General features: G+C 44.3%; 19 protein-coding genes. 4 read left to right on the top strand and 15 right to left on the bottom strand.

What is annotated here, in order from left to right:
* Positions 1–386 precede the first annotated feature (386 nt).
* From AAEY83_RS09315 to AAEY83_RS09305, 3 genes are all read left to right on the top strand, one after another.
* Positions 387–1,574 carry a CNNM domain-containing protein gene (locus tag AAEY83_RS09315; RefSeq protein WP_238062403.1) on the top strand — a complete coding sequence of 396 codons (1,188 nt, stop codon included), beginning with the start codon at positions 387–389 and terminating at the stop codon, positions 1,572–1,574.
* Positions 1,575–1,757: 183 nt separating this feature from the next.
* Entirely contained in the window at positions 1,758–2,267 is a 510-nt protein-coding gene (locus AAEY83_RS09310; protein ID WP_025644185.1) for a nuclear transport factor 2 family protein, read from the top strand.
* 447 nt (positions 2,268–2,714) lie between these two features.
* Positions 2,715–5,690, top strand: a complete 2,976-nt coding sequence (locus tag AAEY83_RS09305) for a LysM peptidoglycan-binding domain-containing protein (protein ID WP_025644187.1) — start codon at positions 2,715–2,717, stop codon at positions 5,688–5,690.
* A gap of 147 nt (positions 5,691–5,837) precedes the next feature.
* On the opposite strand, the gene AAEY83_RS09300 is transcribed toward AAEY83_RS09305, so the two are convergent.
* Both AAEY83_RS09300 and AAEY83_RS09295 read right to left on the bottom strand, forming a co-directional pair.
* Positions 5,838–7,037, bottom strand: coding sequence for an MltF family protein (locus AAEY83_RS09300; protein ID WP_025644189.1), 1,200 nt, complete (start codon positions 7,035–7,037; stop codon positions 5,838–5,840).
* A gap of 747 nt (positions 7,038–7,784) precedes the next feature.
* Positions 7,785–8,708, bottom strand: a complete 924-nt coding sequence (locus tag AAEY83_RS09295; protein WP_025644191.1) for a Nif3-like dinuclear metal center hexameric protein — start codon at positions 8,706–8,708, stop codon at positions 7,785–7,787.
* Positions 8,709–9,194: 486 nt separating this feature from the next.
* Here AAEY83_RS09295 and AAEY83_RS09290 point away from each other — a divergent pair, with 486 nt between their 5' ends.
* Positions 9,195–10,508, top strand: coding sequence for a S1C family serine protease (locus AAEY83_RS09290; RefSeq protein WP_025644193.1), 1,314 nt, complete (start codon positions 9,195–9,197; stop codon positions 10,506–10,508).
* Positions 10,509–10,634: 126 nt separating this feature from the next.
* Here AAEY83_RS09290 and yfaE read toward each other — a convergent pair whose 3' ends face one another.
* The 13 genes from yfaE to AAEY83_RS09225 all read right to left on the bottom strand — a co-directional run bounded on the left by yfaE (position 10,635) and on the right by AAEY83_RS09225 (position 24,466).
* Positions 10,635–10,901 (bottom strand): class I ribonucleotide reductase maintenance protein YfaE, encoded by a 267-nt coding sequence (yfaE, locus tag AAEY83_RS09285; protein ID WP_025644195.1) that lies wholly within the window; start codon positions 10,899–10,901, stop codon positions 10,635–10,637.
* Positions 10,902–11,004: 103 nt separating this feature from the next.
* Complete coding sequence (gene nrdB, locus AAEY83_RS09280; RefSeq protein WP_025644197.1) at positions 11,005–12,138, bottom strand: class Ia ribonucleoside-diphosphate reductase subunit beta; 1,134 nt, start codon at positions 12,136–12,138, stop codon at positions 11,005–11,007.
* A gap of 83 nt (positions 12,139–12,221) precedes the next feature.
* Complete coding sequence (locus tag AAEY83_RS09275; RefSeq protein ID WP_227501922.1) at positions 12,222–12,599, bottom strand: hypothetical protein; 378 nt, start codon at positions 12,597–12,599, stop codon at positions 12,222–12,224.
* Between the two features lie 65 nt (positions 12,600–12,664).
* Entirely contained in the window at positions 12,665–12,952 is a 288-nt protein-coding gene (locus tag AAEY83_RS09270; RefSeq protein ID WP_025644202.1) for a type II toxin-antitoxin system RelE family toxin, read from the bottom strand.
* Complete coding sequence (locus AAEY83_RS09265) at positions 12,942–13,193, bottom strand: type II toxin-antitoxin system Phd/YefM family antitoxin (RefSeq protein WP_025644203.1); 252 nt, start codon at positions 13,191–13,193, stop codon at positions 12,942–12,944. Before AAEY83_RS09265 ends, AAEY83_RS09270 begins: the two co-directional genes overlap by 11 nt.
* Before the next feature lie 338 nt (positions 13,194–13,531).
* Positions 13,532–14,095 (bottom strand): hypothetical protein, encoded by a 564-nt coding sequence (locus AAEY83_RS09260; protein WP_025644205.1) that lies wholly within the window; start codon positions 14,093–14,095, stop codon positions 13,532–13,534.
* Positions 14,096–14,230: 135 nt separating this feature from the next.
* Positions 14,231–14,641, bottom strand: a complete 411-nt coding sequence (locus AAEY83_RS09255; protein ID WP_025644207.1) for a hypothetical protein — start codon at positions 14,639–14,641, stop codon at positions 14,231–14,233.
* Positions 14,641–15,105, bottom strand: a complete 465-nt coding sequence (locus AAEY83_RS09250) for a hypothetical protein (protein WP_025644209.1) — start codon at positions 15,103–15,105, stop codon at positions 14,641–14,643. Before AAEY83_RS09250 ends, AAEY83_RS09255 begins: the two co-directional genes overlap by 1 nt.
* Before the next feature lie 76 nt (positions 15,106–15,181).
* The gene (gene nrdA, locus AAEY83_RS09245; RefSeq protein ID WP_025644210.1) at positions 15,182–17,458 is read right to left on the bottom strand and encodes a class 1a ribonucleoside-diphosphate reductase subunit alpha; all 2,277 of its coding nucleotides are present in this window, start codon (positions 17,456–17,458) and stop codon (positions 15,182–15,184) included.
* A gap of 571 nt (positions 17,459–18,029) precedes the next feature.
* Positions 18,030–18,410: a YbeD family protein gene (locus tag AAEY83_RS09240; protein ID WP_025644212.1), complete on the bottom strand. Its 381-nt coding sequence runs from the start codon at positions 18,408–18,410 to the stop codon at positions 18,030–18,032.
* A gap of 142 nt (positions 18,411–18,552) precedes the next feature.
* Positions 18,553–20,478: an RNA polymerase sigma factor RpoD gene (gene rpoD, locus AAEY83_RS09235; RefSeq protein WP_025644214.1), complete on the bottom strand. Its 1,926-nt coding sequence runs from the start codon at positions 20,476–20,478 to the stop codon at positions 18,553–18,555.
* Positions 20,479–20,902: 424 nt separating this feature from the next.
* Complete coding sequence (locus tag AAEY83_RS09230) at positions 20,903–23,008, bottom strand: DNA primase (RefSeq protein ID WP_025644216.1); 2,106 nt, start codon at positions 23,006–23,008, stop codon at positions 20,903–20,905.
* Positions 23,009–23,239: 231 nt separating this feature from the next.
* Complete coding sequence (locus AAEY83_RS09225; protein ID WP_025644217.1) at positions 23,240–24,466, bottom strand: outer membrane protein assembly factor BamD; 1,227 nt, start codon at positions 24,464–24,466, stop codon at positions 23,240–23,242.
* Positions 24,467–24,922 lie beyond the last annotated feature (456 nt).

Here is a 24,922-nt window from a genome sequence, read left to right as displayed (position 1 = left end):
ATATTGAGACTAACTATCAATGGCTCAAAATAGATAAGCGTTAGTATACCGATAAAACGGCTCATAGGACTGCAAAATTTAAGGCTGAATGGCCCGTGGTTTCATCGTATGAAGACAAAATATTGTGTAACCTGAGTATCAATGATAATATCGAATGCTTATAAAAGTGTTGGCTTTATAGCAGCGCTTTATTTTTCGCTCCACCTTTTATTAAATCATTATTTAGGTTACCCGACTTGCTGCTTACCTCTTTGGTTACTTCTCGTTTATATCGCTTACGCGCTTGTCGTAAACAAGCTTCAGCGGAGCCTCCCCCTATAAAAAACTCTAGCTCTTATCACTGGATTTTATCGGTTTGCACTGCCATATTCAGTGCGACATTGCTTTTGTTGCCGACATCTGTACTAGCAGCGAGCTCAGCTGCAGCGACAGAGGTCGCAGCACAAGCTACAGCAAGTAGTGTGCTACTACTAGTGCTGTTTGTACTCTTAGCAATTGGTGTCTCGTTTGTCTGCTCGCTTGCAGAGTCAGCGCTACTGACTATGACACCCTCTTACATCGCTGATGTACAAGAGAGGAACCCCAACAAAGCGGCCATGCTCAAACGTCTTAAGGTCGATAACATCGATCAGTCGCTGGCGGCTATTTTGACTTTAAATACCGTAGCGCATACCGTCGGTTCTATTGGCGCCGGTGCGCAAGCCACGATTGTCTTTGGTAGTGCTTGGTTTGGTGTGTTCTCAGCGTTTATGACATTGGCTATTTTGTTTATATCTGAGATTATCCCCAAAACCTTAGGGACCGTTTATTGGCGTCAGCTTAGCGGTGTAGTAGCGTACTTCGTTCGCGGTATTATTATGCTTTTATATCCGCTGATATGGATATCTGAGCGTATCACTAAGCTGCTGGTCAGAAGCAAAGAGACCGATGTCTTTAGTCGCCGTGAGTTTGCCGCTCTTGCTAGTATAGGTGAGGAGGCTGGTCAAATTGACCCGCTAGAGTCGCGTATTATTCGTAATTTGTTAGCCTTTGGGGCGATAAAAGTCGAAGACATCATGACGCCGCGCTCAGTAATGCTCGCTTTTGAACAAAACAAAACCGTCACTGAGCTATTAGCGGATCGCCCTAAGCTGACTTTTTCGCGCCTACCTATTTATGATGGTGATTTGGATAATATTACTGGGTTTGTGCTTAAAACAGATATCTTATTAGCAAAAGTAAATCACGCGACCCATAAGCCTCTGACGCAGTTTCAGCGAGAGATCACTTTTGTTTTCTCCAAGATGAAATTGTTTGACTTGTTAGAGCTGATGCTAAAAAATCGTATTCATATTGCCATTACTGTTGGCGAGTATGGCGAGGTTAAAGGACTTGTGACCTTAGAAGATGTGTTTGAGACCTTATTAGGCCTTGAGATTGTCGATGAGATTGACAGAGTTGAAGATATGCAAGCACTGGCTAGGCAGATGATGGATCGCCGTGTTGAGCGCTTGGGTATGAAACTTAGTGACGATGAGCATGACAATGACGTCAGAGTAGATGAGAGTCATAATACGGACAAATCTAAGTCTTAGTATGTTATCGATATTGTGTTAATGATATTAGGAGTTCGACTCTAGCACTAACAAGGACTTTTTTTAGATCAATCAATAAGATAAGCCTAGCCGATTAGATATGCAATTATCACACAGGGAGTTACATGACTGTGAGAAATTACTGATAGGCTAAAACTTTCAAGATAACCGCTAAGGAAGAAGATGAAACGTTTGGGGAATACACGTTTGGGGAGTACAAGATTACTAGCGTTGATAATCAGAGGCGCTAGTCTCACAGCATTAGCTACCGGCGCAAGTGTAGTCGCTGTTAACGCACAGGCCGCGACGATGAGCGAGGGCTTAGTACAAAACTATGCCAGCTCCATGAAGACGGCGGCGAATAATAAAAACATTAGCCAAGTCTCGCGTTTGGTGTCTGACGATGCGCTTATCTCTTTATCCAGAAAAGGTAAAACGACCAGCCTAGATAAAGAGGCGTATTTAAGACTATTACAAAACAGTTGGAATCAGACCTCAAACTACCGCTACGACATTAATATCGATAATATCGTCATTACTGGAAACCAAGCTAAAGCTAATGTCAACACCACAGAGAGCTGGGTTAAAGATGGTAATAATGTCTCATTCGTGACTAATTCAAGAGTAACCTTAACCTTATCAACGGGTAACGCCATACTATTAAGAGCGGTATCACAAGTGACTATTAATTAGTAGGTAATTAATAGCTAATTAATAAGTAGTCATTAAGTAAATAATTAGTAAGCGCTCATTAATAGATTGTATTTATAGGCTATGGTTTGACTAGTAACTTATGCGCCGTAACTTATAGGTCAAAGATCATAAATTATAAGTCACAAATCATTGTCGTTGTATGATAAGCCATGAATAATAATCAATGAGTTAATATGATTGATTGAGTTATTCGTTCAAGCTTGCGATAGTTATAATGTTTATCTTATGCTGCGTCTTACACTGTAATAGCGACAAGTTATCTTTACCAAAAGTTATCTAAGCTAGGGTGAATCAAGAGGGTAATGCTATGCTCTAATAAATGCTTACTGTTATGTAAAATATAAGCCTTGAGAATTTATTTTCAGTCAACTATTTTTATCCATTGTTATTTTTATCTATTTTTGTTGCTAGGAAGCCGCCATTATCATGTCTATCGTGCCGTCAAACTCTCGTTTACCTATCGCTTTGCCTTTGACCCTTGCCGTATCCGCTCTACTTGTCAGTGCTTGTAGTAATACGTCAGCGGTAAAAAACACTGGGGTTAAAAATACTCGTACGCCTGTGGTCACTAAGCGCCCAACTGCGACCCCGCAAACTCCTGCTAGCGATGACTATTCAACGGCATATTTAGATGAAGAGAGCTTAGATGAGCTCGCGGATTTATTAGAAGCCAGTGACATGGCTATGGTTGAGGGTAATAAACTTGCCATTCAACAATACGGTGATTTATGGAACCGCCTGCGTGCCGGTTATCGGATGAACGCTGGTCGCCCTATCTACAATCAACGTATCGAGGGGCAAAAAGGCTGGTTTACGAGTAGACAAGATTACTTAAACCGTTTGACCGCGCGCGCCAGTCGCTATTTATATCATACTGTGCGCGAAGCGGAGCGCCGCAATATTCCGACCGAGTTGGCATTATTGCCCGTTATCGAAAGCTCGTATGATCCTAGTGGTACGAGTAGTGCGGCGGCTGCAGGCTTGTGGCAGTTTATTCCAAGCACGGGACGCATCTACGGTCTCAATCAAAGCAGTACTTATGACGGTCGCCGCGATGTTATCGAGTCGACGCGCGCCGCTTATGACTTCTTGACGGCGCTGCATAACCAATTTGGCAGTTGGGAGCTGGCTTTAGCAGCTTACAACGCCGGTCCTGGACGGGTACAAAAAGCCATTGACGCGAATGCGGCGCGAGGATTACCAACAGACTATTGGTCGCTAAGACTACCTACTGAGACGATGAACTACGTGCCGCGCTTTTTGGCAGTTGCTGAGATCGTCGCTAACCCCTCACAGTTTGGGGTTTATCTACCAGCTATCGCCAACCGTCAGCATTTTCGTAGTGTTCCTGCCAACTACGGCGTCAGTCTGGCTGAAGTCTCACAGCTTACAGGCGTCAGCTACGACGAGCTTGAAAGATTAAACACCGCTCTCACTTCTGGCCGTATTGACGCCTCAGGCCCACAGCGAGTCATTATCCCGAACGATGTCGATGTCAACATCGACGCCAAACTCAGTGCACTGCGAGGTAATGGCAGTAGTAATGTCATCGCCTCTAGCACATCTGCTACGCCAAGTACCTCAGGATCAACATCTTATAATAACAAGCCCTATAGCAGCGGCTCCCTACCTTCAACGGGAAGTGGTCTAGCTGAATATGCGGCTAGTGCTAGTGTGCCGCAGCAAACGACCAGTTATATCTCTCCAGCTGCTACGCCGTCTAGTAGCTCAGTGTATAGCAGTAATAACAATGCCAGAACTGAGCCGCCTATTACTAGTAGTGAAACGCAAAAAATCAATGCGGAGCTAAAAAGCAGCAACAGCTTACCGACGACTTCTGCGCAGATCACAGGTAACAATACTATCGTACAAGAGCCGCCACTGAGCCAAGAAGAGCGCGACTTTATTGCTAGACAGATTCAATCACAGACTCCAGATCAGCGAGAGGTGGTCAGCGCGGTCGATGGTAATATTAAACTGTCCGCTGTACAGACACAGCAATCTGTGTTGGAGGCTAGCGGTAGAGAGAAAAAGCTTAGTTTTGCAACCAGCGCTAATAGCAAGGCAAAACCACAAGGCAAACGCAGCACCTATACCGTAAAACGTGGCGACACTTTGTCTAATATCGCTAGCCGAGCAGGGGTGAGCTGGCGTGAAATCGCCGAGTGGAACCAGATAGATCCTAAGGCTAACTTACTCTCTGGCAGTACTCTGTACTTGTATAATGCTAAACCTATCGAGCCTTTAAAGAGTAGCAATACGCCAGCTCAACCCGAAAGCTATGTGGTACAAAGCGGTGATACATTGATAGGTACAGCAAATCGTTTCGGCTTATCAGTCACTCAGCTAGCGACTTATAATAATCTCAGTAGCCGCGCTGATTTGCTGCGCGGTCAAAAGCTGTGGTTAGTGCCAGGTAAGGTTACTGCGCCTGCGGTGACTCCTGCTGCTCCTTCGCGTAAACGTGCACAGTCAACTACCGCTACTAAGAGCTACAAAGTCCAATCAGGTGACGGTCTCATCGCCCTTGCCAAACAGTTTAGTATCTCAACCCAAGCTTTAGCCGATCTCAATGGTATCGGTAGTACAGATTCGCTGTACGTCGGTCAGACGTTAAAGATACCAGCAGATGCCAATACGACATCTTCATCAAATAGCTCAGCTAGTCGTTCCAGTAGCTCGGCTGTAACCAGTAATTACAAAGTAAAATCTGGGGAGACGCTCATAGGTATTGCCAATAGTTTGGGTGTGAGCGCGGCGCAAGTAGCAGCGGTTAACAGTAGCTTTGATGAAAGAGCTCGCCTACAACGCGGTCAAACCATTAAGGTACCTGTCTCAGCGTCACAAGTGGACAATAAACTCAATGACAAACCCATCAGCTATAAGATCCGCTCTGGTGATACGTTAATTGGGGTAGCCAACCGCTACAAAATCGGCGTTAGTGACTTGGCTGCAGCCAATAATCTAAGCACTAACTCGAACCTTATCTTAGGACGTAGTTTGACGATTCCAGCAGCGGGTAATCGCTCTACTGCTACGAGCGCAACTAGCACGAGCAGCGCTGCATCAACGAGTACTACTAGTACAGGTAAAAAGCTAGACAACACTGAGAATTATAGAGTACAGTCAGGCGATGGCCTAATTGCGTTAGCTCGCCGCTTCGGAGTATCTGTATCCGATCTAGCAGCCACAAACAATCTATCGACTAAAGCGCAGCTACAGCGCGGTCAGACGCTTAAAGTGCCAAAAATGACGGTTAGCTACCAAGTGGCTTCTGGAGATAGTTTGATTGGCTTAGCGCGCAAATACGGCGTCTCGACAAAAGAGCTGGCTGATATGAATGATATCGCCCCTGATACGATGTTACAACGCGGTCAGCGCTTAACCGTGCCTAATCGCTAAGCATAATTTCAGTGAGTCCGTTAAGCTGATTGATGGCTCACTGAGCTAATGCGCATAGAATAAAAAGCTGCTCTTAATACTAAGAGCAGCTTTTTATTGCTAAATACATTTTAAATCAGATGCTTTATAAGCTAAACATCCTAGTTATTACACACTATAGGTCTTGATGGTTTCAAGATAGCTTCTGATATTACTGACGTAATGCATAGCTTGACCGTAGCGGCTATTCGAAGCTCTATTGTCTGATAAATAAGCATATACGTTCGCCCAGCTCTTATCATCGATGCCTTGCTCACGCAGTTTACGCTGAATACGTTTGACTGCATTAGGCCCCATATTATAGCCGGCAAGTGCGAACCAAATCCGATCCGACTTTGGCACATCAGCAAAGTCCGCTTTTACTTGCTCCAAGTAGCGAGCACCGCCGCCGATGCTTTGATACGGATCAACGCGATCAGAGACGCCCATCGCTTTTGCCGTGCTATTGGTCAGCATCATGATGCCGCGTACCCCAGTAGGGGAGACAGCGTTAGCATCGAGATGCGATTCTTGATAGCCCATTGCAACCAGCAGCTCCCAATCGTGATTATAGTTCTGAGCTTGCTGCTCGAACTGCGTCTGATAATCGGGTAGCTTCTCTGTCAGCGTCTGCTGAAAGTGATTTTGACTATAAGCATCTTTTAGCAGTTTTTGATTATAAAAAGCCGCTAATTTCTGGGTATTATTGATTTTGATATTATCACACAGATAGCTACTAGCCGTTTGTGACAGCAGATCACTGGAGTCCTTAAACGTCCAGCTCACTTTCGGGTTTAGACCGTTATTAGTCAAACTAGTATCATAACCACAGCTTAGATTCACTGAGGCAAGATTGAGCTGATTGGTAAGCTGAGTACTAGCCGTAGTCAAGGCCATATCAGCCTCACCATTTTTTAGTGCCGCAAGTGCTGTCTCTTCTGTTGCATAAGCTTTTAGGTCGATAGTAACGCCAAGCTCATCAGCATAGCTACGCACTAAATCATAACCAAAACCGTGCTGAAAACCATCAGTAGCAAAATAAGTACTATCACCAGGCACAGCGGCTATGGTTAAAGTCTTATCTAGCATGACCTGATCATAGGCCGGTACTGGTACCTCCATAGTGGTAAGACTTCTAGCAGGCAAAGATAATAATGCGATACTAGATACTTGGGCAATTTTTTTGGATTTGGCAAAACGAGTTACTTTAGCCGATGGAACGATCTTACTTTTGGTGCTAAGTGTGCGATTGGCTGGACGTAATAAGTATGAAATACGACGTCTAGCCCCTTGCGCGGATACTTTTACACGATAAGTAATACGCTGCATGGATGTCTCCTAATTGTAGCCATCCTACTTACCCTTAGACTGACATTCATACGCAAAGACATCTGTCTTTATATAAATGTCGATCTTTGACACTTTTATACTCATCGCTAAGATACTAGTTCAATTATAGTAGCTCGATAAGCAAAGTGTCGTTTGCTACCTATACAAGATAGTCGACTGAATAAGATTGTCGAAACTGCTGGTTAGAGCAGCACTATCGCTAGCCATTGATACCCCTAAGTTTCAAAACGCACTAAAATGGATGAAGAGAGTAACTTGGTATAGTTTCTTCACCAGTCGCTAAATACTTAGGTATCAAGACTAAAGGTACTAAGGTAAGGTCATGAAAAAGTTATTGCGATAACAGCAAGGGCGATAAAGTAAATTAAAAGTAAAGTCGTAAATAAACTTTTAACCAGTATCGCCTTATATAAGTAGCAGCTAATAGTATTGCGCTTGCTACCTATAAGCTCTTATCCAGCGGTGAGGCAAGCTCTTTATTAACGATAATCTACCCAAATAGACTATCTTCAAAGAACTGGCATCTCATGCAACATTGGGATGAATACCTATATTGCTATTAAAATAGTATAACAAAAAGTTAAAACGGTACTCAGCCAACGTCATAACCGGAGGCTATATTAATGGAAAGTCTCATGACAAAACATTCTCTTACAATTATACTTTATGAGGAATATATAGCAATTATTCAAGTTACGTTAACAAAGCAGTAATAAAACTTAACGCTCATGCAGGGTTGACAATATCGACAAAAGTAACCGGTAAATTAAACTGTTCAGAAACTAATTCTCCTAGCGCTTGTATACCGCCGCGTTCAGTCGCATGGTGACCACAAGCGAAGTAGTCAATACCCAATTCACGAGCACTGTGCGTGGTACGTTCAGATATTTCTCCTGAAATATAAGCGTCGCAATCCATAAGCGCGGCTTGCTCAATCATATCCTGCGCGCCCCCCGTACATATAGCGATACGCTCAATATGCTTGGACGCAGTTGTTACTGCAGAGGTAGTGTATATCTGCTGGTTTTCTTTACTAGAGATAAGTGACTGATAAGTATCGCTGCCAGAAAGCAAAAAGTCACTTGCAATATGCAGAGGTTTACGCTCTAGAGTCTGAGTAATCGTCTCTATCAGATCTGCTGCACTTTGCGGCTTGCCAATGGCTATATTGCCAACGGGATGCGTCTCATTAGGGTAGAGAGCACCAGTGATGGTGAGTCCTAAACTTTCGGCAAGCTTAGCGTTATTGCCTACGATTGGATGCGCGTCAAGGGGTAGATGATAAGCGATTAAAGAGATACCATGCTGCATAAGCTTGCGGATACGCTTGCCTTTCATTCCGGTGATAGGCTCAGGCTCACCTTTCCAAAAATAACCATGATGGACCATAATGGCGTCAGCGTCAGCATCAATGGCTGCATCTATTAGCGCTTCACAAGCGGTCACGCCCGTGATAATACGCTGAATAGGCCGTCCGCCGTCGACTTGTAGACCATTAGGGCAGTAGTCTTTAAATGCATTGGCGTCTAGATAATCATCACAAAATTTGGCTAAGGCCTGTGCGCTTATCGATGGCGCTGCACTAGAACTACTGTGATTAGTAGCCGGGCTAGTCGTTTCTAAATTATGCTTTTGGTTCTTTTGGTTCATGGGTTCTCCTTATTACTTTTTTATGCTTACTTTATTGCTTAAATTTTTAGTGGTTTGTCTTCTTTATATAAGTAGGACAGAGGTTTTATGTTGTAGCTGAAATGAGGCACTTAAATGAGGCTTAGTTTATCATATTGCTATTAAGCCAATTTATTACGCTTAGTTGGAGCAGCTAACTGAGCTGATAACTGAGCTGATAACTGAGCTAATAGTGTGATAGTGAATGTAGTGAGTATATTGAGTACTCATAGTTAGTTTAAGGTCTCATAAAACTACCTTTGAGCATAATAACTGAAAGGCTACACGATGCCGCAGTACTGTATAATAAGCCCAGTTATAATTGGTGAGCGCAGCTATGTCAGTAGATAGGTTCTATAGCTTAATTTCGTTAAGCTCTTGCCTTTAAAAAATTTTATTGCAGCCCTATCTAAACTATAATATTTACTAGCGCTTTATTCATTAGCATAACATTTACAGAGGTTCTCTATGTCGTCTTCCCCAAACGCCAATAACAAGGCATCGCTATGGCAGTGGTTGCCTTGGGTTTTATTAATAGTAGTAATTGCAGCGTTTGTTTGGCTATTTATGAGTATGAAGACGCCATCAGAGGCGACATGGGAGCCGCCAAGGACTCCGCCAGCTGAGCAAGAGGCCTCAGCGCCAGTTGCTGATACGCCAGAGCCGATCTCTTCTTATCATAATGCAGTAGCGCGCGCCTCCCAGTCAGTAGTGAACATTTATACGACGCAGGCGATGGCAGAGCATCCTTACATCGATGATCCAGTACTGCGCCGATTCTTTGAGAACCATGGTGACCAGCAGCAAGGCCCAGGATCTACTAATTTAGGCTCAGGCGTTATTGTCTCTGAGGATGGGTATATCGTGACTAATGCGCACGTGGTCGAAAAAGCCGATGAAATCACCGTTGCCTTTAGCGATGGGCGTAAAAGCCGCGCTAAGGTCATCGGTACCGATCCAGATAGTGATTTAGCAGTGATTCGCGTCGATATGACTGGGCTTACGCCATTAGGGTTTCGTGAAGAGCCTATTCGCGTTGGCGATCTTGCGCTAGCGATAGGTAACCCCTTTGGCGTGGGTCAAACGGTGACGCAAGGTATTATCTCAGCCACAGGTCGTACGGGCCTTGGTGTCAATAAGTTTGAGGACTTTATCCAAACCGACGCCGCTATCAACCCAGGTAACTCAGGCGGTGCGCTAGTCGATGCGAGCGGTGAGCTGGTCGGTATTAATACTGTGATTTTCTCGCGCTCAGGCGGCTCAATGGGTATCGGCTTTGCTATTCCAACCGCGCTTGTTGAGCAAGTGATGAACGCGCTGATCAAAGATGGCCGCGTCAGCCGTGGCTGGCTTGGCATTGAGATTCAGTCGCAGCTTCGTGATCCGACTCAGCTTGAGACCTCAACTGGTGTCGAAGTGCTTAATGTGGTTCCGCAAGGTCCTGCCGCGATTAGTGGCCTAAAGACCGGCGATATTATTTTGACTATTGATGGCGTTGAGATGACCGATGCCAATACGCTGATTCAGTATGTCGCACGCAAACCGCCCAACACGGTGCTCAATACTCAAATACTACGCAATGGTAAGCACGCTGAAGTTCCTGTAACCTTAGCTGAGCGCCCGTCACAAGAAGTCGTACAACGTCCCGTTATTATGGAGGGTGGCCCTGAACAGAACTATCACGGCGAGTCACAAGAGCGACCGATGATGAGTGAGGAGGAGCGTGACCGTATGCGCGAAGAGCTGATGAAGCTATTTGAAAACAATGGCGCACCTCAATAACCGCTTGCGTTACTTCAACGCTATTGTCTATGTAGCATTAACTAATAGCAACATGACTGAACATCAAAAAACGCGCTGTCTTTCAAAGACAGCGCGTTTTTTATGAACGAATTGTTTATGCACCACTCAGTCTTTTACCAGTTCATGATCGATATAGATAACACCTTGAACCCGGCAGCAGCAGGGCAGTATCTCATTATCCTCAATCATCGCAAGGGGAGCAAAAGGATACTCCACCACATGCGAGCTGGCGATACGACGTACGCGGCAGCTACCGCAGTAGCCTTCACGGCACTGATAGTTGATATCGTGCCCAGTACGCAGTAAGCCGTCTAGCAAGGTCTCGCTATCATGCAAATAAAAGCGCTGTTTGCTGGTCACTACCCACGTCATTGCCCAAGCTCCTGATGGTCATTTTTATTGGTGTTTTTTGCCTTGATGATAGCGCGCCTACATGACAGCGATATGTCATCGACGCGCTAATAACATCTAAAAATTACAGCTCAAAGTCATCAAAGTCGCTATCGGACAAGTCTGAATTGATCTGACCGACCAGATACGAGCTGATCTCAGTCTCTTGCGGCGCGACTTGCACGTTATCAGAGGACAGCCAAGTGTTAATCCAAGGAATCGGATTAGACTTCGAATTCGGAAACGCAGACGGCAGGCCAACCGCTTCCATACGCAAGTTGGTGATGTACTCGATATATTGGCAAAGGATATCTTTATTAAGTCCGATCATTGAGCCGTCTTTAAATAAGTATCCCGCCCATTCTTTTTCTTGCTCAGCGGCCTTACGGAAGATCTCAATGCCTTGCTCATGACATTCCTCGGCAATCTCGACCATCTCAGGATCATCTTTGCCATTACGCATGAGGTTCAGCATATGCTGTGTACCAGTCAGATGCAGTGCTTCATCACGAGCAATCAGTTTAATAATCTTGGCATTACCTTCCATCAGCTTGCGCTCGGCAAAGGCAAACGAGCAAGCAAACGACACATAAAAACGAATCGCCTCAAGCACGTTGACCGCCATGATGCACAGATAGAGCTGCTTCTTTAATGAGCGCAAATCAACACTGATCTCTTCGCCATTGACCTTATGCGTGCCGGCACCGTACAAGCTATACAGCTGCGAGTTACGATACAGCTCATCATAGTAGCCTGCGATGTCAGAGGCGCGCTCTAGAATATGCTCGTTCTGCATGATATCGTCGAAGACAAGGCCCGGATCATTAACGATATTACGAATGATATGCGTGTAGCTGCGCGAGTGAATGGTCTCAGAGAATGACCACGTCTCAATCCACGTTTCAAGCTCCGGTATCGACACCAGTGGCAGCAGCACGATGTTGGGGCTACGACCTTGAATGGAATCGAGTAGGGTCTGATACTTGAGGTTACTTAAGAATATATGCTGCTCGTGCGAGGATAAGTTACTAAAGTCGATACGGTCTTTTGAGACATCGACTTCCTCAGGACGCCAAAAAAACGACAGCTGCTTTTCAATCAGTTGCTCAAAGATAGGGTGCTTTTGTTGATCGTAGCGGGCGACATTGACCGGCTGACCAAAAAACATCGGCTCTGTAAGCGCATTATTCGGGGTTTGATTAAAGATTGAATAAGTCATGAAACTGCCTTTTTAAATATCTAGTTGATTGATATATTGATATAAACGTTAAATACATTCTATAGGGTGTCTTACCCAATAACCTACAAGTTCTCCAAAGAGATCTGCCCTTCGTTAACATAAGCTTTGAGCATTTCGCTGAGCTCACCGTCATCCAAAGCTTCCAATTCATCGATAGCGCTTTTACGCTGCGGGCTTAACCCTTCGTCTTGAAATTGTTTTGCCGCTGTTTTTTTAGTGACACGCATTACTGGTTTTTTCGCAGCTTTTGCGACCTCTTTTTTTGCGCTTTCTTGATTTGAGGCAACGCTTGGGTTCAATTGCTCGCGCACCGCTTCGATATCGACTTCTATTTGTACGATGTGCGAGCTACCGTCATTAATATCTGAAAATACGTTAGGGATAAACAAACCACCGTCTTTGATGATTGCGGTATAGTGCACGTCTATGACCTCCGTCATTTTTATTCTTTATGTGTTGCGATTATAGCGGTAAAGTTAAAGGGTTTTTTTTGATTATACTTGAGCTATGGTTGGCGTACTGCAAGGCTCTCATATACCTTATTGTTTTCTCTTTTGCCTACGGCTAGTACATAAACGACCACTACATCATCTTTGACGCTATAGACCAAACGATAGCCTACAGCACGCAATTTGATTTTATAGGTATCTGGATGCCCTGAGAGTTTTGACGCAGGCACACGCGGATTTGCTAGTCGCTGCTGCAGCTTTTTTTTAAATTGCTGCTGAATACTGGGCGCTAGCTTTTTCCATTCTTTTAATGCCAAAGGATGAAACTCAAGACTATAAGTCATCCAATGTAACCTTTATCGGTGTCTGCCCGTCATTCATGCGAGCATTAGCGGTTTGGCTAAGTGCCATATCGTCCATCGCTTCCATCATGCGCTCGTACATGTCTGTGGAAACTAAGTAAGCCACGGGCTTATTGTGGTTTAAAATGGCAATCGACTCACCATCTGACTGTTTAATCAAGGCGGAAGGATTGTTTTTTAGCTCTGAGATACTGGCTGTCTGTGTCGCAAATATCGGTTGCATGATTCATTCTCCCGCTAAAATTATGGCTCTAAATATAGGGCTAATTTTAGCACGAAAATTAGGTCTTATTTGTTAATCTATTAAACTTAACTATTTAGGTAGCCAATCCCGCCTTCCGCTTGTATCTGCCTAGCCGCTGGCGTGCAGTCTAGGGTGTCTGGTAGCGTTCCAACGTTCGAGCGACCGCTTCCAGCCACAGACTGCATCGCCATCGTCGTCAGCAGGATACCGCTATAGTCGCGGCTAAAAATCCTTGTTGTAGCAAGGTTCGTTTTTTTTAATAACTTTATCTTTTGAGCTTGGTCTGTAGGCTGGGTTAAAAACCCAGCCTACAAGGACTAAATATTTTTATCTTCCAAGATTTTACTTAGTGCTTCTGCTTTATTAGAGATTTCGAAATTAGATTTGCGAATAACAGAAGCTTGTTTTAACAGTTCCTTTAAGATCTGTTCTAAATCTGTTCTATTCAATTCGTCACTATTTTCTGAAGTCAGTCTTTCAATTATGCTATTTATTAAGGTTTCACTGCTTTTTAACAGCTCATATGGAGTATTCAAACCTTCACTGTATGTATGGTTTTCGCCTTCAATTACTGGACTTTCTAGATTCATTCCATATTTCTGAAGACCTTTTTCAAACTTTTCGAGAATCTCTTTTCGATAGCGAGTTTTAAAAATATTAATTTCTTCTTCATATTTAAAAGCCGTTTCTAAAACTCTAAGTTGCAAATTATATTTAGCTAATTCGTTACTATCTTGCCTTTGATTGTTAGCAATTAAAATCTGCTTCTTTGCGTATAGTGCTGCTTTGATACCAACTGAAATAGCTAAAACACTCAAGATAAACTGTAGCTGATTTGAGTTTTCACCCATACCTACCCATAGATCCATCAGCACATGCATAGTAAAATTCCATTAAATAGGACTGAAATATAGAAACATAGTATTAGCAACAAATTGCGTTTTGTTTAACCGATTCTACGCCTAGCTTATCTATGTCATTGGTGCGCTAAGCATACCCTATCAAAACCAAGTACTTTATTTTTTATAAAGATCATTCAAAGAATGTTTAAACTTATTATTACGAGTAATTTGATGAAACTCTATAGGAGTGGTTGGTTCAAAACTCATTGCATATTGATAGCAAACGTCTACCCATTGATGATTCTTATAGAAGGCTATAACAATCGCCTTTACTGTTTGATATCCAATCGCAAACTCATCCCGTAATTCATGTTCAAATTTACTCCAAACTATTTTTGATTTTGAATCAATAAGCTGGTCGTACTTTTGGAATATATCATGAGCTCTGTCAATTTGTTTTTCATTCCAGTTCATATTCAGTATTAAACTTTCTACTGGGTGTTCATCAGAGTCAATACAGTTTGCAAGGAGTTGCAAATGATACTGTAATAAGTTGACTTGATTTTCTAATTCATTCAAGTCCATTATTTTTCTCCAATGCTGTAAAGGGTTGTATTTGAAATAGATATAGAGTCTTGAATAAATGATCTGATTTCTAACAATTCATTGCTATTTACTCTACCTTGCGTGTAAGAAATTTCGTAAGAATGAAGTGTTGTTTGAGCTTTTACAAGATTTTCACGAATTTTATTATCTGCCCCAATTGTGCTTAAAACACCTATTGAATTGTCTAGTTGACTCTTAATATCTTTGATAGTGTTAGATACCTTATTGCCCCTAGGCATTTTTTTTGGATCAATTGGTAATTGATTGCATGTGTCTAAAATACCTTCCATGTCTCGAGTACATTTAGCTAAGCTAATTTTTCTGACATCAGCTCTTATCTGTTCCCTATAATTTTTAGCACTTGATGCTTGTTTTATTGCAACAAACATAGAAATCAAAGTGACTATAGTACCTACTAGTGTAATTATACTATCCGTAGTCACTTTTACTCCTTATCCTGTACTAAATTTTAGTAGCTTACGCTAATGTTTTATCGACGTTCTATATATTAACACTAACCTAAATCTTACATGCACCACCAGCACAATCATCTTCCATATCCGCTTGCGCATCGTTCGCACCATCACGAGTGTTATGGTAGTACAACGTCTTCACTCCAAGCTTATAGGCGTTGAGTAAATCTTTAAGCAATATTTTCATCGGTACACGGCCGCCTTCATAACGCACCGGATCGTAGTTGGTATTGGCAGAGATACTTTGATCGACGAACTTTTGCATGATAGCGATAAGCTTGAGGTAGCCATCGTTATTTGGCATTTGCCATAGTAGCTCGTACTGATCTTTTAGCTTATCAATCTCAGGCACGACTTGCTTTAGAATGCCATCTTTTGACGCTTTGATAGAGACCAGACCACGTGGTGGCTCGATACCGTTAGTGGCGTTAGCGATCTGGCTTGAGGTCTCAGACGGCATCAGCGCGGTTAGGGTAGAGTTGCGTAAACCGTGCTCGGTAATCTCTTGACGCAAGCTTTCCCAATCCAAGTGCAGTGGCTCTTGGCAGATGTTATCCAAGTCAGACTTATAAGTATCGATCGGCAAAATACCTTGCGAGTAAGTGGTCTCATTAAAGGCAGGGCACGCGCCTTGCTCTTTGGCAAGTTTGTTTGACGCTTTTAAGAGATAGTACTGTAGTGCTTCAAAGGTTTGATGTGTCAGACCCAATGCTGAGTCATCTGAGTAGCGCACGCCATTCTTTGCAAGATAATAAGCATAGTTGATGACGCCAACGCCAAGAGTACGGCGGCGCATACTGCCATTTTCAGCGGCCTTAACTGGATAGTCTTGATAGTCGAGTAGGGCATCAAGGGCGCGGACGATCAGCTCTGCGGGCTCTTCGATATCGCTGACGCTCTCGACTTTACCTAAATTGACCGCTGATAGCGTACATAGGGCGATTTCACCTTCTTCGTCATTGATATTATCAAGCGGCTTAGTCGGTAGCGCAATCTCCATACACAGGTTGGACTGGCGAATCGGTGCAACGCTGGCATCGAACGGGCTATGAGTATTGCAATGATCGACGTTTTGGATGTAGATACGGCCGGTGCTGGCACGCTCTTGCATCATCAGGCTGAACAGATCTGCCGCTGGAATCTGGCGCTGACGTACAGAAGGGTCGCCTTCGTACTTGGTGTAGAGCGCTTCAAACTTTTCTTGATCTTCAAAGAAAGCATCATACAAGCCTGGGACATCCGAGGGCGAGAATAGGGTGATGTCTTGCCCTTTGATCAGGCGAGTGTATAGCGTTTTGTTGATTTGTACGCCGTAATCCATGTGACGCACACGGTTGTCTTCGACGCCGCGATTGTTTTTGAGTACAAGGAGTGATTCAACTTCTAAATGCCATAATGGATAGAAGAGAGTCGCGGCCCCACCGCGCACGCCACCTTGTGAGCAGCATTTCACCGCCGTTTGGAACAGTTTGTAGAATGGGATACAGCCAGTATGCTGCGCTTCACCGCCGCGGATAGGGCTACCCAAAGCGCGGATACGACCTGCGTTGATGCCGATACCAGCGCGCTGTGACACGTAGCGTACGATGGCGCTGGTGGTCGCGTTGATTGAGTCGAGGCTGTCACCGCATTCGATAAGTACGCACGAGCTAAACTGACGCGATGGCGTACGTACACCCGACATGATAGGCGTCGGTAGTGAGATTTTAAATTGTGAGGTCGCGTCATAAAAGCGTTTGACGTAACTTAAGCGCTCAGCTTTGTCGTAATTGGCAAATAGACACATACCCACGAGCATATAAAGGAACTGCGGGCTTTCATAAACGCGCTTGGTGACGCGATCTTGTACGAGGTATTTACCTGCCATTTGCTCAACAGCGGCATAAGCAAGGTTCATATCGCGCCAGTGATCGAGATAGGCGTCTAGCTCATCAAACTCGCTACGGCTGTAGTCGGCTAGGATATGCTCGTCGTATTTGCCTGCTTCAGTTAGAGTTGTAACATGATCGAATAGGTGCGGCGGCTCAAACTGGTTATAGGCAATCTTACGCAGATGGAAGATAGCAAGGCGCGCGGCGAGATACTGATAGTCAGGCGTGTCCTCTGAGATGAGATCGGCAGCTGACTTGATGATAGTCTCGTGGATATCACGGGTTTTGATGCCTTCATAGAACTGAATGTGCGATTTAAGCTCCACTTGTGACACTGACACATTATCTAAATCGTGCGCGGCCCATTCGATTACCTTATGGATTTTATCCAAATCTATAGGCTCTAGGCGTCCGTCGCGTTTGGTTACTTGAATATTGTCAATATGTGTCATACCGCCCTCGTAAATTATCAATAGTTAGTCGTATTACTCAGTCAAAACTGTCCTATAGTGTTATCGACTTCTTTTATTAAGCAAGCTATAACCAGAAAGCTTTTGTGCTTTTTTTAGGCAAAAGAATACCGAAGGCTCTAGTCAGGTAAAAAACCACTGAGCACTACATATAGCGTATTTGTTAGTAAGTAGACACAATATAGCGGGAATAATTTGAAAATGCTATATTGATTTTAGATTGAATTTATGTTGTTGAGGCGCTAAATTTCAGCAAAGAGCGATGGCATAAGGCCTAGAAGATATGTAAAGAATCATAAATTTTTTTATAAAAAACAGCTTGCTTTTCACTTTTGCCAATTTGATATCTTTGCTACTGATAATAGCAGTGGGAAGCGTAAAATAGCGGCACAAATTGTACCCGATAAGCACGGTCAATGCCATAAAAAATCGTCACCTAAACAGTGACGATTTTGGTTGTACTTTTCGATGTATTAAGAGGTAAGACTCGCCAAATAACAGCTTAGATAGAGCGCTGACTCGTTTTAGCCGCTTCTAGCAAGAGGTTTGCTGCTTATACCACCATACGTACTGTTTGCGCGTTATCAAGCGCGGCATAAAGCTCATTCACTTGCTCAGCGCTAGTCAGATACAGATTCACCCGCGCTGAATGAAAGCGGTTGGTCTTTGAAGGCTTAACTTCAATAGAGGCTAAGTCGAACTCAGGGAACTGACTGCCCAAAATGAGTTTTAGCTCATTGAGCAATGTTTCGTGTTCGCCTTCATGACCGATCACACTCATCGGATAGTTCATGGGAAATTCCCACAGCTCTGGGTTTTGAATATCCGTTTTTTTACCTTTTAAGATGCCGTTATTAGCGATTAATTCGGTGACTTTGACGTCTCTTTTGCTGGCTTGTTGATCGTTAGAGTTGTTTTTTGGATCGTTACTCATAATGAAACCTTTGTTGTTTTTTCAATATTAATGCTAGAGCCGCACACAAAAAAGCTGAGACTCGCTCAGCTTTTTTACTTATTGCCTGCTACTGTCTTGCCTCCTTTATGAGGCTAAAATAGCGTTTTTTCAAGCTGCTATATCAATCATTCTCAAGGAATGAACGCAAGTGTTCAGAGCGCGAAGGGTGGCGCAATTTACGCAGCGCTTTGGCTTCGATCTGACGGATACGCTCACGAGTGACGTCGAACTGCTTACCGACTTCCTCTAGCGTATGATCGGTTGGCATATCGATACCGAAGCGCATTTTGAGCACACGCGCCTCACGTTCGGTCAAATTGCCTAATACATCACGCGTCGCTTCACGCAAACCTGCAGATGTTGCATCATCGACAGGGCTTGAGATCGTCCCATCTTCGATAAAATCGCCTAAGTGCGAGTCTTCATCATCACCGATAGGCGTTTCCATAGAGATCGGCTCTTTGGCGATTTTTAGCACTTTACGGACTTTGACTTCGTCCATCTCGAGACGTTCGCCTAACTCTTCAGGCGTAGGCTCACGCCCCATCTCTTGCAAGAGCTGACGCGAAACGCGGTTTATTTTGTTAATCGTCTCAATCATATGCACCGGGATACGGATGGTGCGCGCTTGGTCAGCGATTGAGCGGGTAATCGCCTGACGGATCCACCAAGTGGCGTAAGTTGAGAACTTATAACCGCGGCGATACTCAAACTTATCGACCGCTTTCATCAGACCAATGTTACCTTCTTGAATGAGATCCAAGAACTGTAGACCACGGTTGGTGTATTTTTTGGCGATTGAGATAACCAGACGTAAGTTAGCCTCGACCATCTCTTTTTTGGCACGGCGGGCTTTGGCTTCACCAACTGCCATACGGCGCGCGACATCTTTCATATCAACGATTTCCATGTCGAGCTGCTGCTCGTAGTCGCGGATTTTACGCTGCAGTAGAATCACATCATCAGTGACTTTTTCTAAAGTTTCGGCAAAGGCTGGCTTGCCTTTTAGGCGCTCTGTGAGCCAATCGACGTTAGTCTCGTTACTTGGGAAGGTCTTACGAAACTCGCTACGCGGCATACGGCCACGGCGAATGACCAGGCGCATAATTTGGCGCTCTTGCTTACGCACATCATCATAGACATCGTGCATGATGGCCATGACTTGATCGGACATGCGATTGTTCAGTTTGAGCATCATAAAGCGCTCAGCGAGTAGAGCATAAGCGGCTTTTGCTTGCTCGCTACCACGGCCATATTCAACTAAGGCTTCTTTAGCAGTAACAAATAAGTCTTCGATCTCCTCGATACGCAGGCGTACGGCTTCTGGGTCGATACCGCCGCTTTCTTCTTCAGCTTCTTCTTCCTCGACGTCATCTTCGTCTTCGTCTTCATCGTCTTCGTCATCGAGCTTACTCTTATCTTTAGCTTTGAGGACAGGTGCTTTTTCTTTCTCCTCACGGGCCTTTTCTTTTTCTTCTTTAACGCGATCTTTTTCTTCTTTAGCTGCCAGACGATCTTCTTCAGTTTCAGGATCTAAAAAGCCGGTAATCACATCAGAGAGTTTTTTCTCACCCTCTTGAACCTTTTGGTATTCATCAAGCACAAACTGTACCGTACCAGGCCAGTAGGCCATCGCATGCTGCACATCGCGGATACCTTCTTCGATACGTTTAGCGATAGCGATCTCGCCTTCACGAGTCAGTAGATCAACAGTACCCATCTCACGCATATACATACGTACAGGGTCAGTGGTGCGTCCAGGTTCTGTCTCAACAGAAGCGAGTACGGCTGCTGCTTCATCCGCTGCCATATCATCATCGCTTGAATCATCGCTCATCAAGATATCATCAGCATCAGGAGCAGATTCAAAGATTTTGATCCCAACGTCCGTCAGCATCTGCACGATATCTTCGATCTGATCGCTTTCGGTAATAGAGTCTGGAAGTTGATCATTCACCTCAGCATAGGTGAGATACCCTTGCTCCTTACCCATCTGGATTAGGGTAGCTAGCTGGGAGGTGGAATTAGATAAGGACTTATCGTTCATAATTACTCGCTTGCATCGGGCATTGTCATAACAGATATAAAGGCTAAATGCTTGGATTGACCTATAAGCTTAGCGATTAGTCATCCTCTACTATGACAATGAGTTGATATGAATAAGGGCTCAAAAGCATCAATGCTATAAATAAACTACAATTCAAAATAGCAAAAAAATAAAAAATTGGTTCAAATTGCTCAAATCAAGCTGATAACGGCGTAGTTTAACACAGACCTATGAAAACAGAATACGGCTAATCAGCGCAGATACTAGAATCTCTTGTTTTTTTAACCGCTGATTTGAAAGCTTATTGAGCATTATCATAGATGATGGGGTCAGCTGCTAGGGTTTTAAAGGGTTTGGCTAGGATAAAAAATAAATTAAGCCCGTCCTAGATCATTTGTAGCGCCAGACTCGTCGCACCATCTACTTAGCTGCCCATCATTTGCGCGGATTGTTCGGCTTGCTGGGCCCGCATCCAATCATTGAGGTGCTGGGTTTGTTTTCTAACGATGGCGAGTTTGACATGATTGGGGTTTTTTATCAGCTCTTGGGTCTTTTTTTGCATATGCAGCTGTAGTAGCTGCATAACTAGTGTCTCAATCAGCGCATCCAAGCTTAAGATATTTCTGGCGTGTAAGGTCTTATAAAAAGGACCCCAGCTACGACTCAGCGACTCTTGGGTACTCGCGGTAAGATTAGATAATATAAAATGCGCTGCCGCATTGGGGTCTTTTGGCAAGTAATTGATACAGCGCTTGATGGTACTGACTACATCTATCAAAGGAGCATCTTGCAAATCCTCCCAAACCAAAGCGCGCATGGCGTCAGCCGAGGCTTTTTGCTTGATATGGGCAGGCAGGGATAAGCTTGTGAGCCCTGCTTGCTGCCAAATCATCTCAATCGGATCTTCGCTTAACGCTAAGGGCTGAAACAAAAAGCACAGCTGCAGCTGCTGACTGATGGTCATATCACCATCAAAGTCTAACAAGGCATCTTTAGCTTCACTGTTTTGACTGCGTTTGCCGCCCAGCTTTTGATAGATATCATTGTTGAGCAGATAACGAAAGCTACTGCCTTTTGGCAAAGAAGCTGTCAGTGTTCGCACTTGCGACATCAGCTTCGCTTTGCCTTCTGCTAAGCTCATATCATAACGCTCACTTAAGTAAGCGAAGATATATTGCGACAGCGGCATGGCGTTTTTGATCTGCTCGCGCATAGCTTCATTGCCGTGCGCTTTAATAAAAGTGTCGGGATCATGGTTGTTCGGTAAGGTCAAAAACCTAAGCTCTTTGTCATCGGCGAGTACCGGTAGCGCCACCTCAAGCGTGCGCCAAGCCGCTTTTTGTCCGGCGCTATCGCCATCAAAGCTTAAGGTGAGCGTCGGGTTCAAGGTCAAAAGTCTTGAGATTTGACTCTCATTAATCGCTGTACCCATAGAGGCCACCGCGCCATAAATGCCTGCTTGATACAGCGCGATGACATCCATATAGCCTTCAACGACGAGCCAATCATTAGCCCGCTGCTGGCGCGACTCATAATAACCATAGAGCACATGCTGCTTGTGAAAGACGGGCGAGTCTGAGGAATTAATATACTTTGGCTTGACCTCATCATCGAGCGCGCGGCCACCAAAGCCAATCGTGCGTCCTTGATTGTCACGAATCGGGAAGATGACGCGATCACGCAATAGATCATAATCACGACCTGACTCTGACTGGCGCACAAGCCCTAGCGCCTTTAGCCCTTCTATATCTTGAGGAAACTCATGCTCAAGGTGCTGCCAGCCAAAAGGCGCGTAGCCTAAACCAAAATCCTCAAGACTTTGCTCAGTGATACCGCGGGCGGCAAAGTAATGCTTGGCATGCGGATGCGTGTGCAGATTACGCTGATAAAATTGCTGAATCTGCGTCAACAGCTCGTATAAGTTGCCGTCTTGCTCACTGGCACTATCAGCATCGATTGGCATTGAGTAGTCATCAGCCATAAGCCAATCTGGCGGCTGTTGGTCATCGATAGGGTTGTAATCAGGATAATCCATAGCCGCGGACAAGTCGCTAGTATAGTTATCAAAATAATCACTACTTGCGTGGCTGGCATAGAATGCATCATCATTATGATAGTCAGGCGCGGTATCAGAAGTTTGCTGCACCGGCGAAGATGTGTTGTCCACTACCTTTGGAGGCATAGGCTGAGCAGTAGACCTCGGCTTGCTGCGCTGGTAGCTGACGTTTTTTTGCTCGTCTTTCGGGACTTCGATGCCGGTCTGCTTAGACAGCTCGTCAACCGCTTCCATAAAAGTGAGGTTTTCATAATCGCGCAAAAAACTAATCGCATTGCCGCCGACGCTACAACCAAAGCAGTGGTAGATGTTTTTTTGTGGATTGACATAAAAAGAAGGCGACTTTTCACCATGAAAAGGGCAGCAGCCTTTAAACTCGCTACCTGCTCGTTTGAGCGTAGTATGCCGACCAATCATGCTGATTAAGTCAGCTTGGCTATTTAATTGCTCGAGAATATGGTTAGGAATACTCATAAGGATAAATATTTTAGCACAGAGACTGAGCAAGGTTATGCTCAGCTTTTAATTTTGGTGAAATATTTAGAGGTGGCTTTACTGATACCTCATCATGAAGCGCGCTAGTATTTAATATTAGTTTAAAATAAATAAGGCCAACGATAGCGTTGACCTTATTTATTTGCATTTTTATCTACTGACATCGTACTTTGATACAGTATTAGTCAGCTGATTATATCAGTAAGCCGACTATTCAGTGTCTTCTTCAATGACATCCGTATCGGCAGGCGTGAGCTGAATACGCTCGCTAGTATTGTCATCAGGTAGGGTTGCGCGGCGCACAGGATTGGTGGTTTGCGGATTAACAATAGCGGATCTGGCAGTAGAGCCGGTGCTTGCTTGGTCAGTGATGCGCTCGCTTTCATTTTCAGGCAGACCTAGACCGATATTGACACCGCGATTGTCGCCGGTGACTAGGTTGCTTGAAGAAGCATTAGCATTGCTGGCAGCAGCATTGTCGCTTGGCAGGCGTAGCTGAGTGGCGCTACGAATGATCTGCTCTTTGGTTGCGCCAGTATATTGATCCGTCGCTATCGAGGACTCGCTAATACCTGCGCGACCAAGCTTACCAAAGGTTAGCTTGTTTAACCAAGAGCTATCACGTTTGGTATTGAGCTTAACGCGGCCATCATTGGTCAGCCAGTTTGGATAGTTAATCTGTAGGAGCGTTTGGTACTCTTGGGCCAGATCAGTGATACCAAGCTTTTGATGCGCGTAAGCTAAGATAGCTAGCGCTTCAGGAACAGACTCACTCAATGGATAATATTGTACGACCCATTTGGCACGGTTGACGGCCGCGACATAAGCTTCGCGCTCGATATACCAGTTAGCCGCTGTCAGCTCACTTTGTGCAAACTGATTGTAGATAAAGGTCATACGCTGAGCAGCATCAGGAGAGTAGGGGCTATTGGGGTACTTATTGACCAGCTCTTGGAAGTTGGCAAAGGCAAGACGTAAATAGGCTGTATCACGCTCTGCTTGATTGACTTTAAAGATTTTTAGGCCATCAGATGAGCCTTCCATATTGGCCACGCCGCGTACATAATAGGCGTAACTGACTTGCGGATTAGAAGGATAAAGACGAATGAACTGCTCGGCACTGGCAGCAGCGAGCTCATAGCTGCCACTAGCGTACTGGGCATACATCACATCGAGCAGTGCTTGCTCTGCATAAGGACCGGTAGGATAAAAAGTGCGCAAGTTATTTAAGTCTTCGATGGCTTGGTTGTAACGACCTTTGTCGATTTCTGCAATCGCATCATTATAATAAGCTTGTTCAGACTTTTCGGCCGTCTCGACGGCGTCTACGTCATCGCCTGTTAGGTTTTTAAAAGTCTGGCAGCCAGCCAAGCTCACACTTAAGGTAAGCAAGGTCATTGAAGATAGTTTGATAAACGTGTTGCCTACAGGGCGCATACTTCTCTCCGCACAAAAGGCATAATAGCAGCGACGCTACTATGCAACATAACAGGTTAATAATAAAAGTCAGTAGTAGCACCAATCGATAAGCTACTAGCAAAAGTTCTGCCTACTTTATAGAATAATGCAAGCTTCGTCTATTTTTTCACGGTTTATTTTCGCAAGCTGAGCGATTTTGCTGACTATAAAGTTGGCTCTAAACCATACTCGGCTCCAAATAAACTACAGCAAAGCGATTATCAATTATATCACTAAGTTTAATTTAAAACAGATAACTGAGTGATGCTGTAGGGTCTGAGCATTTGCCATGCTACAATATAGCCCTAGGGCGTGTTGAACATTCGACCATGGCACTGACAGAGACTATTTTTTAGCTGATTTGCAGATAAAAATGGTAAGTTTAGTCGTTCTAAGCGTCTATTTTTATCAATAAAGCGGCAAAAAATAGTCCTG

It is taken from the genome of Psychrobacter sp. TB20-MNA-CIBAN-0197, from assembly GCF_040309765.1.
Lineage (GTDB): Bacteria > Pseudomonadota > Gammaproteobacteria > Pseudomonadales > Moraxellaceae > Psychrobacter > Psychrobacter submarinus.
Note: the sequence above shows the minus strand (reverse complement) of the source record. Positions and strands in the feature narration are given on the sequence as shown.

Bases quoted from the DNA above. Each gene is read 5' to 3' on its own strand.
- AAEY83_RS09310 (WP_025644185.1), top strand. From the start codon at position 1,758: ATGAAACGTTTGGGGAATACACGTTTGGGGAGTACAAGATTACTAGCG.
- AAEY83_RS09305 (WP_025644187.1), top strand. From the start codon at position 2,715: ATGTCTATCGTGCCGTCAAACTCTCGTTTACCTATCGCTTTGCCTTTG.
- AAEY83_RS09300 (WP_025644189.1), bottom strand. From the start codon at position 7,037: ATGCAGCGTATTACTTATCGTGTAAAAGTATCCGCGCAAGGGGCTAGA.
- AAEY83_RS09295 (WP_025644191.1), bottom strand. From the start codon at position 8,708: ATGAACCAAAAGAACCAAAAGCATAATTTAGAAACGACTAGCCCGGCT.
- AAEY83_RS09290 (WP_025644193.1), top strand. From the start codon at position 9,195: ATGTCGTCTTCCCCAAACGCCAATAACAAGGCATCGCTATGGCAGTGG.
- yfaE (WP_025644195.1), bottom strand. From the start codon at position 10,901: ATGACGTGGGTAGTGACCAGCAAACAGCGCTTTTATTTGCATGATAGC.
- nrdB (WP_025644197.1), bottom strand. From the start codon at position 12,138: ATGACTTATTCAATCTTTAATCAAACCCCGAATAATGCGCTTACAGAG.
- AAEY83_RS09275 (WP_227501922.1), bottom strand. From the start codon at position 12,599: ATGACGGAGGTCATAGACGTGCACTATACCGCAATCATCAAAGACGGT.
- AAEY83_RS09270 (WP_025644202.1), bottom strand. From the start codon at position 12,952: ATGACTTATAGTCTTGAGTTTCATCCTTTGGCATTAAAAGAATGGAAA.
- AAEY83_RS09265 (WP_025644203.1), bottom strand. From the start codon at position 13,193: ATGCAACCGATATTTGCGACACAGACAGCCAGTATCTCAGAGCTAAAA.
- AAEY83_RS09260 (WP_025644205.1), bottom strand. From the start codon at position 14,095: ATGCATGTGCTGATGGATCTATGGGTAGGTATGGGTGAAAACTCAAAT.
- AAEY83_RS09255 (WP_025644207.1), bottom strand. From the start codon at position 14,641: ATGGACTTGAATGAATTAGAAAATCAAGTCAACTTATTACAGTATCAT.
- nrdA (WP_025644210.1), bottom strand. From the start codon at position 17,458: ATGACACATATTGACAATATTCAAGTAACCAAACGCGACGGACGCCTA.
- AAEY83_RS09240 (WP_025644212.1), bottom strand. From the start codon at position 18,410: ATGAGTAACGATCCAAAAAACAACTCTAACGATCAACAAGCCAGCAAA.
- rpoD (WP_025644214.1), bottom strand. From the start codon at position 20,478: ATGAACGATAAGTCCTTATCTAATTCCACCTCCCAGCTAGCTACCCTA.
- AAEY83_RS09230 (WP_025644216.1), bottom strand. From the start codon at position 23,008: ATGAGTATTCCTAACCATATTCTCGAGCAATTAAATAGCCAAGCTGAC.
- AAEY83_RS09225 (WP_025644217.1), bottom strand. From the start codon at position 24,466: ATGCGCCCTGTAGGCAACACGTTTATCAAACTATCTTCAATGACCTTG.